Genomic DNA, 15042 nt, shown 5'->3' with positions numbered 1-15042 from the left:
GTATTATAGGCATCTGAATTCGACTTGCAAGCCCTTTTTGAAAGTTTTTTACAAAATTCTGCTTACTGCTGTCGCAGCGCACCACCAAAGCTGCATCCTGTAGCCTTAACCCTTATACTCCAAGCGGATCCATTTTATCTTCTGGGCTTTTTTTTATATTGCCGTGTACACAAGGAACCACTCGTGCGTTATCGCTTAGCTCATATAGTTCCGTTGTTTGTTGCTCCTCTATTACTAGCATCGGCTGGCCTGTTCATTATTGTGTTTGATTTGCTGCCAACACCACTGGTTCGCCTTGTTGATATGACCGTCTGGCTGTTTGCCTTGCTTGGTGGTCTGTTGTCACTCAGTTATGCGCGCAGCCGCAATCTGTTTGCGCTGGTGTTTGTACTTGGCACCTACCTCTCTTTAATGCATCTGGTGCATTCCCCTGTGCTGGCTGCACAGGATGCAATACTGGATCCTGCGCTTTCTTATCTGTTAATCAGTTTTCTGCTGCCTGTTTTCCTCACCCTGAACTCCCTGTGGGTTGAGCGCTTTCATCTAATGCAAGATCTGCTGCTGCGTACTGCCATTTTTGCTTTGGTGCTGTTGATCCTGGGTGCTGTTGCTTTACGCTTTCCACAACAGCTGACTGAACTGCTTTCAACCATCTACCTGCCAAGCCTGCACCCTGATCAGCTACGCATGGCTCAGGTACCGGCACTGACTTTGCTACTGGCATGCCTGGTTCTGCTGGTGCAACTGGTTCGTAATCCACAGCCACATTTCGCCGCTCAGTGGGTTGCACTAATTTGTATGACATTTGTTCTACCCTGGTTTCATGCCGGATATGCACTGGCTTTAATGACCAGCCTTGCATTGATCATGCTCAGCCTTGCGGTGTTGCATGAAGCCTTTCAGATGGCTTTTCGTGATGATCTCACTGGCTTGCCTGGACGCCGTGCTTTAAATGAAAGGCTGCAGCGACTTGGCCGTAACTATGCCATTGCCATGTCGGATGTGGATCACTTCAAAAAGTTTAACGACACCTACGGTCATGATCTGGGTGATCAGGTATTAAAAATGGTGGCTGCGCAGCTCCGCAAGGTAGGCGGTGGTGGTAAGGCCTACCGTTATGGTGGAGAGGAATTCACTCTGGTTTTTCCCAGCAAAACGGCTGAGCAGGCCAAACCCCACCTTGAAAAACTGCGTGTTGCCATAGAGCAGTATCAAGTGAAGATTCGTGATGAAGCCAGTCGTCCGGCCAGCGGCAATGAAGTGAAAAAACAGCGCAACGGCGGCAGTAAAGATTCGGTGTCCGTCACCATCAGCATGGGTATTGCTGAACGCTGCTCTGACCTGCCAACACCTGACGATGTTATGAAAGCTGCTGACAAGGCCTTATACAAGGCCAAAGATGGTGGCCGCAACCAGATTGCCATTTACTGATGAGTGGACGACTTATAATTACACCCTACAACCCGGAGCAGGAATTGGGGTGTGCCATTACCCAGATGTCAGACCTGCGCACCGGGTTTAATCTAGCACCCTGTGCCACCCTGTCGATTTTGCGCAAACAAAACAACACCATCACACTGGATGATGCTTTCTGGAGTTTTACACCGGCATGGATGAAACAGTTGGATCAGGCACCCTATATACTTCGTGCAGACAAGCTTGAATCCAGCCCCATGTATAAAGAAAGCTTTCTGCAGCACCGCTGTATTCTGCCTGTCACCGGTTATTACCTCTGGGTTGCACTCAGCCGTGGCAAACATCCCTTTGCGGTACGTCGCCAGCACAATCGTCCGTTTTTTCTTGCCGGACTATGGACACGTTACCCTGTTGCACCGGGGCGCTTTTATGACACCTTCGGACTGATCAGTGTTGCACCCGACCCCTGGCTGGCTCGCCTGACTGATCGCATCCCTCTGAAACTCAGCGCAGAACAGGCTCAGGAATGGCTGGATAGCAATACCAAAGAAAAGCGCCTTAAAGTCTTGTTGCAGGCCGATGATAATGAGCTAGAGTGTTACCCGGTTAGTACACTGGTCAACGATCCAGCCAATCAAAGTGCTCAGGTCACGTCCCCGGTAGCAGATCGACTGAAGCGTGGTTGAACAGTCTGATGGAACTTTTCACCACTTTTTATGCCTCTTAACCACTGTCATTATTGATTGGATCATCAATGGATAACCCATGAAAAAACTGCTGCATGTTTCATTACTCTTATTTATCACCGTTAGCCTCACTGCGTGCTCCTCACCCATGTCAAAACCTTCTGCCCCTTTTGCTGATAAACCCCATGTCAGCCCCAACGATCCGCGTGATTACCTCAATTTCCGGTTACCAAACGGACTGCAGGTACTGCTAGTCAGTGACAGTGAATCGGATCGTGCTGCTGCCTCTATCAATATTGCAGCCGGTAGTTTTCATGAACCGGATGAATGGCCAGGACTTGCCCACTTTCTTGAGCACATGCTGTTTCTCGGTACAAAAACCTTTCCTGAGTCTGATGCCTACCAGAGTTTTATCAGCCAACACGGTGGCAGCCACAACGCCTTTACCTCACCCAGAGACACCAACTACTTTTTTGATATTCAGACCGATCATCTCGACCCAGCCTTACACCGGCTGGCTCGCTTTTTCATCGATCCGCTGTTCAGCCCTGAATACATGGAACGTGAAATCAATGCAGTACAGTCTGAATGGAGTGGCACCCTGCAAGATGATGCCCGCTTGCGCCTGACTGCTTTGCGCCAGGCATTAAATCCGGAACATCCAGCCTCACGTTTCAGTGCCGGTAATCGTGAAACCCTGGATATCAACAATCCTGCCATGCGTCAGGCAATGCTGGACTTCTACCAGCAGTTCTACACCACGGATCGTATGAGTCTGGTTGTGTTTGGCTCCCAGCCCACCCGCGAGTTACGTCAGATGGTGGAAAAACACTTCGCTGAACTCAACAACCTCAGCGGCGCACCTGATCCGGTCTGGCCTGAATTATTATCACAACAACAAACACCGGCACTGCTGGAGTTCAAACCCCTGCGTGAACAACGCCAATTGCAACTGTACTTTCCAATTCCGGATCCCACACAGGATTACCGCAGCAAACCGGATCGTTATCTGGCTGGCTTGATCGGACATGAAGGTGAAGGCAGTCTACTGGCGGTGCTGAAACAAAAAGGCTGGGCAACCGGGCTTTCATCCGGCAGCCAGATGACCACCGGCACTGAGGCACTGTTTGGTATCAACATTGAACTGACACCCAGTGGTGACCAGCATTACCAGGAAGTCATTGCATTGGTTTTTGATCACCTAAAGCTGATCAAAGAGCAAGGTGTAGAAACCTGGCGATTTGATGAAGACGCACAACTGGCAAACAACGCTTTTCGTTTTGCCGAACAGGGTGAAGCACGCAGCCTGGTTACGCATCTGGCAATGAATCTTGCCCGTTATCCGGCAAAAGAAGTGCTGCGGGTACACTATGTTTATGAACAGTTTGATCCCGAACGCATTCATACCCTGCTGGATAACATGACTCAGGAGCGGTTACTGGTAGTACGCACCAGCCCGGATGTTGAGCCGGATCAGCAAGCACAATGGCTTCCGGCAGAATATCGCCTGATCAGAGACGCCTTGTCTTTGCGTGATATAACCCTCTCTACAACCACACGCCTGCCGGAAGCCAACGCCTATATCCCCTCATCTCTGGCGTTAAAATCCGGTAATCAGTCCAGTCAGCCGGAATTGCTGCAACAGACACAGGGTATAGAAGTCTGGCATGGACTGGATCGGCAGTTCAGAGTACCCAGAGCACAGATTTACATCAGCCTGCAAAACCCGGAAGCAGCAACACAACTGCAAGCGCGGTTGTTATCCCAACTGACAGCACGCTGGCTGCAAGATCAACTGAGCGCTTCCGCCTATCCCGCTCGACTGGCAGGACTCAACTACGACATCTATGCCCACAACCGGGGTATTACCCTGATGCTGGGTGGTTTTAATGCCGAACAACCCCGCCTGCTCAGTAAAATGTTACAGCAGTTGCAGCAGCCGGAAGTGGATCAACAACAGTTTGCCCGGCTGCAACAAAGGATGGAGCAGAACCTGAATAATCAACGCCGGGATCGACTGCCCCAGCAACTGGTGCGCCAGCTTTATCTGGACACTCTGCACCCCGGTGGCTGGACTCCAGAACAACAATTACAGCTTCTGAAACAGCTGACCAGTGATGACCTACAGGCTTTTATCCCGCATTTCACCAGTCAGCTGTACATTCAACTGCTGGCTTGGGGCAATATCACCCAACAGGAAACTCAGGCACTGGCAGAAAACCTGCAACAGACCCTGCAGCCCCAGTTAACTGCCAGTGAAGTTGATCTGTTACAAGTCCGTCAGATCCCTGCCGGGTTATGGAGTGAAAAACTGCAGCTGGAACACAACGACCGTGCCCTGCTGTTTTATATCCAGGGCAAGGATTCCAGTCTGGAAGAAGAAGCCCGTATGCGCCTGTTGGCACAGTTACAGTCTTCGGCCTTTTTTCATGAATTGCGTACACGCCAGCAACTGGGTTATGCGGTATTCAGCAACCATCTGCCTCTGCTGTTACAGCCCGGTATTTTTTACTTCATTCAATCACCAGAGCATGAACCCGACTATCTGGCTGAAGCCATTGAAGCCTTTTTGCGTGAAGACCAACTGCGTCTGGAACAACTGCCAGCAACAGACTTTGCACAGCATCAACGCAGCCTGACTGGTCAGTTGCTGGAGGCGGATAAACATCTGGGTGAACGAGCTGAACGTTTCTGGCGGGAAATTGGTAATCAACGCCAGGATTTTCATCACCGGGAGCAGCTTGCCGAAACCATCAGCAAACTGACCCAGCAGGATATGCTGGATTTTTACACCCAACTGATGCTTAGGGAGCGGGGAAACTATCTGCTGGGCACATCACCTCAGCGGCATGGTCGGTTACTTCCAGGTCAGGAGGCACAGGTCTCCGAATGGCCGCTGTAAGCGGCTGTTTATTCCATAAACTGCAGTGGCAACATGGATTCAACCCAGAGCTGCAGCTCTTGCAATAAAAACAGCTGATCTTCCGGTAAGCCTTGCTGGCTCAGGCGGATCAGCTCTTGCTGTAACCCCTGCAAAGTCAGGCCGGACAGATTGGCAGAATTAAACCGCTGCCAGCGCAGTTCGTCCCAACGCTCACGCTCTGTGGACGTCAGATATTCCGGCCAGTTACGGGCGCGATAACGGAACAGCATCTCCTCCACGCGAGGATCATCAAACACCAGCTCCAGCTCACCCAGCTCTTCCGGGGAGGTGAAGCGTATTTGCTGAAAGCGCTGACGATCTGCCGAGGAAAAAAAGGCACCGGAATACAGCATCAGATCTGGATCACCATCATCCTTGAAACCACCCTGCCCATCAGCAAATACCTGCTGTAACCGAGCAATCAAACCCGCGTCCAGCGTTTTTAACTGCTGCCAGTGGCTTTCATTAAGTGCCAGATCCATACCCAGCCGCTCGGCTATTGCAGGCTCCAGCGCCTTCACCGGCAAGATCACCGGACAACGGTTCAGGTGCACCAGCTTCAGCGGAATCCGCTTCAGACCCTGAGCCTCAAGCTCTGCCGAGCTGACAAACACTCGCTGACGTATCTCATCAGCACTCAGTGTCAGTAATTCTTGCGGATTTTCCGACAGATCATAAACAATCACCCCATTGGGGTTGGTGAGATGACGCGCCAGCGGTAAAACGATCGCAGCACAACCACGAGTGGCCGGAAAACGGCTGGAGATGTGTAATAAAGGGCGTGGATCATCCAGATGCAGTGCTGCAGCAACCTGATGTTTACCCCGCTGACTGAACAGGTGATCAAACAGCCGTGGCTGGGCTTGTTTCAGTAAACGCGCCAGCGCAATAGTGGCACGCACATCAGCCAAGGCATCATGCGCCGCAGCACCATGAGCAATACCATTGGCAGCGGTCAAATCTTCCAGTCGGAAGCTGGGGCTGCCATCTTCCTTTTTTGGCCAATTGATGCCCTCCGGACGCAAGGCATAAGTCGCCCGCACAATATCAATCAGATCCCAGCGGGAATTACCGTTTTTCCACTCACGGGCATAAGGATCAATAAAGTTGCGGTAAAACAGGTGGCGGGTGACTTCATCATCAAAACGCAGCGAGTTATAACCCACCACACAGGTATTGGGTTCACTCATCAGCTGTTCAATCTGACCGGCAAACTCGGATTCGGGGTAACCTTCTGCTCTGGCCTGCTGGGGAGTGATGCCGGTAATCAGCACGGCCATCGGGTGGGGCAAAAAATCATCAGCCGGTACACTGTAAAACATGACCGGCTCACCAATTTCATTAAAATCTGCATCCGTGCGAATGGCTGCAAACTGGCAAGGGCGATCCCTGCGTGGATCAGCCCCGAAGGTTTCGTAGTCGTGCCAGAGAAAACTGCTGCTTGCCGTCCTGTTCATAAAAAACCATGTCAGTTGTGGTTACCTGATACTGCCGAACTTGGAAAACTCACGTTAATTTCCAGTACCGACATCATATCATGATGATCCATTTGTACCCGTACCTGATCCCTATTCACTGCCACGTAACGGCTCACCACATCCAGTAGTTCCTGCTGCAAACGTGGTAGAAATTCTGGCTGGCTGCGCAGACTGCGCTCGTGTGACAGAATGATTTTTAATCTTTCCCTGGCATCAGAAGCAGAGGCCGACTGTGGATCTCTCTGAAAAAAGCCTCTCAGTTTCATCCGCGACCTCCACCAAATACCCGACTCAGAAAACTTTGTTTTCCCTGCTCTGCAAATCTCAGCGGACGTTCCTCACCCAGCAGTCGAGCGACCGTATCTTGATAGGCCTGACTGGCATCCGTTGCTGAATCATGAATCACCGGAATACCCTTGTTGGAAGCCGTCAACACTGCTTCTGATTCTGGAATCAGGCCAATCAAAGGCACTGACAATATTTCCTGTACATCGCCCAGCGCCAGCATCTCTCCCAGCGCCACTCTGGCCGGGTTATAACGGGTCACCAGCAGATGCTCTTTAATTTTTCGGCCTTCTTTGGCTGCCAAGGTTTTTGCCTGCAACAAGCCAATAATACGGTCGGTATCCCGTACCGATGAAACCTCGGGATTAGTGACCAGTACCGCTTCATCGGCAAAATACATGGCCAGCAGTGCACCCCGCTCAATACCCGCCGGTGAATCACACAGAATAAAATCAAAATCCTGACTCAGGAGCTCAATCACCTGTTGTACACCATCCAGTGTGAGTGCATCTTTGTCACGGGTCTGTGATGCGGGCAACATGAATAATTCATCTGCCCGTTTGTCTTGGATCAATGCCTGATGCAGTGTGGCTTCACCCTGAATCACGTTCACCAGGTCATACACCACACGGCGCTCACAACCCATGATCAGATCCAGGTTTCTGAGACCCACATCAAAATCGATCATCACGGTCTTGCAACCACGCAAGGCCAGACCTGTGCCCAGTGATGCACAAGAGGTGGTTTTACCCACACCTCCTTTACCTGAAGTAATGACGATAATTTTCGCCAAGCGACTACCCTTCCTTTTTTCCCTGCTGCAAACTAAAAACTGATCAGATCAACAACACCGGCACTGTAACTTGTTTTCTACCAGCTCAATACACACCGGACTTTCGGTGGCAGAAAGCATGGCAGCCTGCCCCGTCAGATAACATCCGGCAATAGCCAGCAGTTCAGCATTTAGTTGATGTGCAAAAATTCGTGCCTGTTGATCCCCGTGTATTCCTGCCAGAACCCTGCCCAGCAGTTTGCCGTAAACATGAATATGACCCGATGCCAAAACTTCTGCACCGGGGTTAACCGAACCCAGAATAATCACATCCCCTGTCTCACAAAGAATCTGCTGACCACCCCGCACAGGACCCTCGTGAACACGGGTACGCGGCAGGCTTTCCTGATTGGCTGCCGGTGCTGCACGTTCCACTTCATTTAATGCCACCAGCCCTGCAGCCTGAGCTTGCTGCTGCAACTCCGGCTGGTTGGTACGCACAGCCACCAGCTGTATTTGCAGCTCACGACACATCACCAGCAGACCCTGAAAATCCAATGCATCCGGTAACTGAGACAAATCCAGCACCACCGGAGCAGAACACAGCAAACTGGCAGCCCCTTCCTTCAAACGCTGTTCCAGCCCAGAGCGCAGGTGCAACAACTGTGCAGTAACCGGCTGCAGTAATGTTGCAGGCAGAAAGGTTCCTTTGATTCTGACCGGTACAGAAATCAGATTCAGACCGGTTTGAGCGGATTTCTGCATATTTTCTCCCAAGCCGCCAAGCGCAATGTAACAGAAATTATCAATTTTGAAGCATCAACCAACTGAACAAAAAATTAACGTGCCAGCGGTAATAAATCAGTCAGCGGCACATCACCTTGCAGTGCAGCATATTCTGCTGCTGTCAGCCAGTCTTTTATCAAATAACCGGACAACTTTGCCAGTTTTTCCAGCAGGTGCGCCCAGCTGCACCGATTAGCCAGTAACAGTCCGTGCACATCCAGCGTGCCACCCCGATTGATATAACCCAAAGCCGCTGTTTTATCCACACCCAGATCCAGCGGGCGCAAATGCCCCAGCAAAACTTCCGGGCGGATGTGGGTCAGAAACACCCGTGTGCTGACACTAGCCGGAAACAAGGCATTACGTTGTGCCGCAGTTGCCAGCCAATCAGCTTCATAGGTGTCCCGTGGCGCACGAAAGCGCCCCGGCTCCTGCATATAAATCAGTGAGGCATTCACCTGGCGTTGCTGCAAACGCTGCCAAGCTTTTAAGGCCTGCTGCAACTGATAAGCACCGATGGCAACCAGCTGCAGGGGAGCCGCAGGATCACCCGCCACACATAAGGCACCTTCATTCACCAACTGAGTTGACTGCTCCGGTGTCAGGCTCACCGGCAAGGCGCGTTTTGGAATCACCAGATTGGCAATCTGCCCACAGTGGCGATACACATCCAGCAAAGCAGCAGCAGCTGAGTTGGCATCAGCCGGGAAGATCACCCGTGCCACATCACTCATTTCACCCAGCAGGGCTTCCGCTAGGGTAGAATCCTGATGCGACTGTTCATTTTTACCATTTTCCCACAAATGAGAACTGGAAATAATCGGTACTGAGCGCCAGCCCGGTTGCTCGCCCGCTTCACGTTGATGACGTGAAAAAATGATTTCTTGCCGCAGTGCACCCAGCATTTTTACAGAAAAAGCTTCATAAGACACGGCTAAATTCAATCCACCTTTGTTTGCCAGCGCTGCACTGACCACGGCCTCCTCATTGAGTGCCGTAATCACCGCACCATCCAGGCTTTCATCCTGAGAAAACTCCGGTTGGGTTACCCTGTGCTTCAGTTTTGCCAATGTCAGGCTCATGTTATTGCTGGAAATTTCATCCGGATTACCCACCCGCACTTTTAGTTTCGGGTTGGCTTTTACCAATGCACAAAAGGCCACATCCACCGCCGACATGGGTGAATGCTGCACGCCTTGCTCCACCCAGGGTGTTTCTGGAATCACCGGATTTGCAACCTGCCGGGTTGCCAGTGGGTGATCTTTTTCCTGCGGGCGTTGTTGTTGCTGATGCTGTTGAAAACAGGCCACGGCTGATTGCAGTGCCTCGGGTGCTTGCCACAAACGTGCCGCACCTTCATTAAATAAACGCAGGGATTCCATATCCCGCGTTGGATTGCCCGGCAGCGGTGTACCGTGTGCACGATTAGTGCCTGCGCCGGCAAAACCATAACCCTTGGGTGCTTCCGCAATCAGGTAAGGCAAACGCGCTGGATACTGACGCTGACCGCGCTGAATTTCAGCGGCCTCATCCTGCAGCCACTGCTCACCCATCAAAATACCCCAGGCAAAAGCTGCCGGATCACGTCCGTCGATCACACTGGGCTCAAAACCATGGTGTTTTAAATGTGCAGCAAACCAGTCGGCTCCGCCTTCCAGCATCATGGTGGAGCGTTGATCAATACGACGACCATTGGCAATCATCACCGGCACAACCCAACCGGTATCTTCAGCACGCCACCAGAGAGGTGCCCAATCACTGCCGCGTTGCTCTTCAAAAGCACCATCGGATAAAAATGCCACCAGGCGTTCGTCTTTTTCACTGGCATGAACATACTGCAAAGCAGTGAAACCCAGATAACCTCCTTCACTGACTGCACCGCCGGTATTGACGTTGGCATGGCTGCCCAGCGGCGAAGCGGGTTTGCCGTTGTTATCCAGCGCATAAGAATAAAAATCCTGCACAAAACGGCTTAACACTTCAGATGACCACTCAGGGTAAGCTTCAGCATGGCGCTGTTTCTGATTACCCAGCAGCAGGTTCACGCTGTCTATTGCGGCCACACAATGCCCCTGCTCCATCAGCCAGCTGCGGGTATTACCACTCAGCAGATTTGCCAACAGATAACCAACATAAGCCGGCACCATGTTCAATGAGCCGCCGGTATGCCCTTGTGGATCTGCTTTAAAATCACTGGCATCCAACGGGCGACCATCCACATCCACTCGTTTGGCATAGGTGGCATGAACCACCAGCCACATGGCGGCATTAGCCAGACGATCTGCCGCCACCAGCCGTTGCAGCATCAATGAACGCGACATACCGCGCGATTCCAGCTCATCCAGCAGGGTAGCTATGCGCAGTTGGGTCAGATCTTGATGCAGAATGACACCCTGACCTTCTGCCCAGGCAGCAAAATCTGCATCACTTTCGCGCAACCGGCGTGCCTGCTCCTCAATATGCGGCAGCTCACTGGCGGCAACAGAAAAATGAGTAGTCATAAAAACTCCTTGGCTAACTGCGACTTATTACTGCGCGACCCAACGGCTCATCTGATAGAATAAACAGCTGTTCGCAAATCAGTGGTTTGAACCCTAAGTCTAAGCGTCCTGGCGCAGCTTTGCACCTGTACTTGTCATCTGTTTTTTATATCATTTTTTGTATCAAGGATCGCCTCAAGTCATGAATTCGCTGTTCATCAGAATCGCACCTTTCTTTTTCAAACCCACCCTGGAACACCGGAACCCCGATGTCCGGTTACTGGCACTGGAACGCCTGCAACTGGAAAACGCAGAACACCAGAACGCGTTTCTGGAATGGCTGCGACAGGAACAAAACGTATCCCTGCTCGAATCCGCACTGAAACTTTTTCCTCACACATCAACACTGATTCAGCTACTAAACGATCAGCAGGAAAGTGACTCTGCACTGGCTAAAACCCTGTGCCGTCATCTAGCCATACTGCTGGCCAGTGAGCACCAGTACACCACCGCCGAGCGTCAGAATCTGGTGTCGCTGATACACCACACTCCGCTGCAGTTGGAGTTAATCCGCACCGCTGAACCCATCGAGCTGCGCCTGAACCTGCTGCAACAACTGCAAGCAGATGAAGAACACTGGCTGGATATTGCGCTGGGCAACACGCTTGCCAAAGTGCGCCTGCAGGCCGCTGAAACCCTCAGCAGTGAAACCACACTGGAAAAACTGCTGCGCAACGCTCAGGGTGACAAACGGGTACAGCGACTGGCGCGTGACCGACTGAATGCTTACCGTGCCGCTGCTCAGGCTGAAGCCGATGCACTGGAACAACGCCATAAGCTGCTGGAGCAGTTACAGCGGCTGGTGGATGGCCGTGATGAAAAACTCTTTGCTGCACGCCTGGAACACCTCACCAAACAATGGCAAAGCCTAGATCTGGCAAAAGCTGAAGAGCTGCAACAGCGCTTTGATCAACTCTACCAGCGTGCTGAAGCGTTTATTCAGCAATTACAAGCAGCTGAAGCCGAGCGTCTGGCTGTGATCGCCCAGCAGCTGGCTGCAGAAGAAAACCGCCAGCAACTGCAACAACAACTGGATGATCTGATCCAGCAGCTGCAAGCAGAAACACCACTGACAGTCACCAGTGATCACCTGCAAAGCCTGCACGACCAATGGCAACAAACCTTGCAGCAACACCCGGCCAAATCCCAGCAGCAGCAAAGCTTTCAGCAGCGATTTACCCAAGCCAACACCCTGCTGCAAGCCGTGGCTCAATGGCAACAACTGCAACCAACGCTGGAACAACTGCTGCAAAGTGTCAGCGAAGAAAACACCCAGCTGGATGCGTTACAAGAACTGCTGCAACCGCTTAACTGGCCGGATGAGCTGACCCCTCCAGCCACATTGGTGCGTGCGCAGGAAATCCTGAGTTCGGCGCGTGAATTACAAATCCAGCAGCGCAAAGCTCAGCAAGTGGCTGCCGCTGCACCCGCAATCAACACCCAGATGCTGGACAAACAATTACAGCAGCTGGAACAACTGCTGAACGCCGGCCAGAGTCGTGATGCCCTGAAACTGCACCAGCAACTGCAGGCCGCCGCTGACAAGCTGCCCGGCAACCATATCTTGACTACCCGTTACCGCAGCCTGAGTGCACAACTGGCCGAGTTAAAAGACTGGCAAGGTTTTGCTGCAGCACCCAAAAGAGAACAGCTGTGTGAACAGATGGAAATACTGGCTGCAGACGAACGCATGGAAGCCCAGGTAAAAGCTGACAAAATTCAAGCATTACAACAGGAATGGCAGGCTCTTGGTTCTGCTGCCGCCAACAAACCCCTGTGGGATCGATTTAAACAGGCTGCCGATCTGGCCTATGAACCCTGCAAAGCCTGGTTTGCCAGCCAATCCAAAGCCCGTGAATACAACCAGCAACAACGCGCCATCATCTGCAATGAGCTGGAGCAACTGACAGCGGCGGGAACCCACCGCGACATGACAGAAACCGCGCTGGATGAATTACTGAGCAAAATCCATGACGAATGGCGGCGCTTTAATCCCGTTAATCGTGCAGAAGGCAAACGCCTGGCAGATCGTTTTCAGCTGGCACTCAACCCCATCAAGGAACAGCTGCAACTGCTGCGTCAGTCTCATGCGGAACAAAAACGCGCCTTGATTGATGCCGCCAGAAACCTGCTGGAGAGTGACAACCTGCAGGAAGCCACAGAAATCAGCAAACAATTACAACAGGACTGGCGTACAGCCGGTACTGCACCGGGCAGCCTGGAACATCAACTCTGGAAAGAATTCCGCAGCCTTTGTGATGCACTGTTTGAACTGCGCGATCAACAGCGCAAAACCCGCCAGCAGGAACGTCAGCAGCGGTTTGAGGTTGCCAGCGAACAACTGCAACAAGCACAAGCCGCCATTCAGACAAAAGATTTGAATACCGCAGTCAAACTCCACCGTGCCGCCGCTGGTTTGCGTAATGTGCCGCGCAAAGAGCAGGAGATCTGGCAACAACAACTGGATCAACTGGCCGCAGAAATCAGCCAACTGCAACAACAGCAACAACGCCAGGGCAGCGCACACCTGCTGCAGGAAAAAATCCAGCAACTACCAGCGGAAGGTGAACCCAGCGACAACAACTTCGCTCGTCGCCTGCTGGTACAACTGGATCTACTGACAGGACAACCCCTGCCGGAAGAAGACCAGCAACTGAAACTGGAACTGCAGATAGAGCGGATGAACACCGGACTGGGTGTTGTGGATGAAGCTAATATGCAGGGTGAAATACTGCAACTGCTGGATCAGTGGCAACAGATTGGCGGCAGCAAGCAGGGTGTTAACGGCCAACGTCTGATGGACAGCATCCGTTATTATATCGGTGAATAACCCCTCCCCAAAAAAAAGAACCCCCCAGTTTCCTGAGGGGTTCTTTGTCAACTTAATGGATCAGTGCATGAACTGACCGCCATTGGCGGAGATGTTAGCACCCGTGATAAAGCTGGACGCCTCATCAGCCAGGAACACCACCAAACGCGCAATATCTTCCGGCTCACCAAAACGCCCAACAGGAATCTGCGCACGAATGGATTCACGAATCTTCTCTTCGATTTTCATGATCATATCCGTGGCAATATAACCCGGTGAAATGGTATTCACCGTAATACCCTTGCGGGCGGTTTCCTGCGCCAGAGCCTTGGTGAAACCATGCATACCTGCTTTAGCAGCAGAATAGTTGGTTTGCCCCATCTGACCCTTCTCACCATTAATGGAAGAGATATTGATGATGCGACCATACTGCTGCTCCAGCATCGCATCCAGACACGCCTTGGAGGTGTTAAACACACTATCCAGATTAGTACTGAGCACATCGCGCCACTGATCCGGCTGCATCTTCTTTAACATGCCGTCACGGGTGATACCCGCGTTATTGACCAGAACAGAAACCGCGCCAAACTGCTGCTGGATTTCCTCGAAGCTTTTACGCACAGAATCAAAATCCGCAATATCAGCATGACTGATCGCCAGATCATAACCCGCAGCCTTCTGCTCCTCTTGCCAGGCTTTAGCCTTCTCCGCATTGGAATAACCGGCAACTACCTGGTAACCGGCATCAGCCAGCCCCCTGCAGATTGCCGTACCGATACCACCGGTGCCACCGGTGACCCAGGCTACACGTTTTTGCATAGCAAACTCCCTCTGTTGATTTTCCGGCTACTCACCGGACCTGAAAAAACCTGCATGACCTCTTTTATTATGCTGGCAATAGCCAAATACTTTATTGTTATTTCGTTGCACTTTTCTGACTCCTACACATAAAACTACACGCTTGATATATTTATGCAAACATTTTTTAGTCGAGTGTTGACAACCACCCTTATCTGTATATAATAGCAAACTTCTGATGCGGGGTGGAGCAGCCTGGTAGCTCGTCGGGCTCATAACCCGAAGGTCGTCGGTTCAAATCCGGCCCCCGCTACCAAAATAAATAGAGGCAGATCAATGACTTAGTTGATCTGCCTTTTTTATGCCTGCTCGAAAAATCCCCTTGTGGCAAATTGTGACAAAATCTGTGACAAAATTTCTGGCTGGAACCAAATCCCAGCTTTTCCAGTGACCTTAGGGCTAATCTTTGACATCCTCCCCGCCCTAAAGGGCGGAGATTCCCTCTACAGGACGCTCATGCCCGAGCGCGAGAAGGTTCTTGGCAGCGTT

Annotated in this window: 10 protein-coding genes and 1 tRNA gene; 5 read left to right on the top strand and 6 right to left on the bottom strand. The window is 51.7% G+C overall.

The genetic code is table 11. From position 1 onward, the window contains the following. The first annotated feature begins 183 nt into the window (after positions 1 to 183). The 3 genes from IBX50_RS10515 (at position 184) to IBX50_RS10505 (ending at position 5004) form a co-directional block, all read left to right on the top strand. Positions 184 to 1431 carry a diguanylate cyclase gene (locus IBX50_RS10515; RefSeq protein WP_292255685.1) on the top strand — a complete coding sequence of 416 codons (1248 nt, stop codon included), beginning with the start codon at positions 184 to 186 and terminating at the stop codon, positions 1429 to 1431. Further along, positions 1431 to 2102, top strand: coding sequence for an SOS response-associated peptidase (locus IBX50_RS10510; protein WP_292255683.1), 672 nt, complete (start codon positions 1431 to 1433; stop codon positions 2100 to 2102). Before IBX50_RS10515 ends, IBX50_RS10510 begins: the two co-directional genes overlap by 1 nt. Positions 2103 to 2181: 79 nt before the next feature. Next, a complete protein-coding gene (locus IBX50_RS10505; protein WP_292255681.1) occupies positions 2182 to 5004 on the top strand; it encodes an insulinase family protein in 2823 nt (940 codons plus the stop codon). An 8-nt stretch (positions 5005 to 5012) separates the two neighbouring features. Here the strand turns inward: IBX50_RS10505 and sbcB are convergent, their stop codons facing one another. From sbcB to IBX50_RS10480, 5 genes are all read right to left on the bottom strand, one after another. Next, positions 5013 to 6482 (bottom strand): exodeoxyribonuclease I, encoded by a 1470-nt coding sequence (gene sbcB / locus IBX50_RS10500; protein WP_292255679.1) that lies wholly within the window; start codon positions 6480 to 6482, stop codon positions 5013 to 5015. 11 nt (positions 6483 to 6493) lie between these two features. Continuing rightward, positions 6494 to 6769 (bottom strand): cell division topological specificity factor MinE, encoded by a 276-nt coding sequence (minE, locus tag IBX50_RS10495; protein ID WP_292255678.1) that lies wholly within the window; start codon positions 6767 to 6769, stop codon positions 6494 to 6496. Further along, positions 6766 to 7581, bottom strand: a complete 816-nt coding sequence (gene minD, locus IBX50_RS10490) for a septum site-determining protein MinD (protein ID WP_292255677.1) — start codon at positions 7579 to 7581, stop codon at positions 6766 to 6768. Before minD ends, minE begins: the two co-directional genes overlap by 4 nt. A 48-nt stretch (positions 7582 to 7629) precedes the next feature. Beyond that, positions 7630 to 8325 carry a septum site-determining protein MinC gene (gene minC / locus IBX50_RS10485; protein ID WP_292255675.1) on the bottom strand — a complete coding sequence of 232 codons (696 nt, stop codon included), beginning with the start codon at positions 8323 to 8325 and terminating at the stop codon, positions 7630 to 7632. A gap of 74 nt (positions 8326 to 8399) precedes the next feature. Further along, entirely contained in the window at positions 8400 to 10847 is a 2448-nt protein-coding gene (locus tag IBX50_RS10480; protein ID WP_292255673.1) for a xylulose 5-phosphate 3-epimerase, read from the bottom strand. Between the two features lie 181 nt (positions 10848 to 11028). Here IBX50_RS10480 and IBX50_RS10475 point away from each other — a divergent pair, with 181 nt between their 5' ends. After that, complete coding sequence (locus tag IBX50_RS10475; RefSeq protein WP_292255672.1) at positions 11029 to 13716, top strand: DUF349 domain-containing protein; 2688 nt, start codon at positions 11029 to 11031, stop codon at positions 13714 to 13716. A gap of 60 nt (positions 13717 to 13776) precedes the next feature. On the opposite strand, the gene phbB is transcribed toward IBX50_RS10475, so the two are convergent. Next, positions 13777 to 14514, bottom strand: coding sequence for an acetoacetyl-CoA reductase (gene phbB / locus IBX50_RS10470; RefSeq protein WP_292255670.1), 738 nt, complete (start codon positions 14512 to 14514; stop codon positions 13777 to 13779). A 218-nt stretch (positions 14515 to 14732) separates the two neighbouring features. Between phbB and IBX50_RS10465 the strand changes: the two genes are divergently transcribed. Further along, a tRNA-Met gene (locus IBX50_RS10465) sits at positions 14733 to 14809 on the top strand. Positions 14810 to 15042 lie beyond the last annotated feature (233 nt).

This window comes from Marinospirillum sp., assembly GCF_014859565.1.
This window is presented reverse-complemented; position numbering and strand designations above follow the sequence as displayed.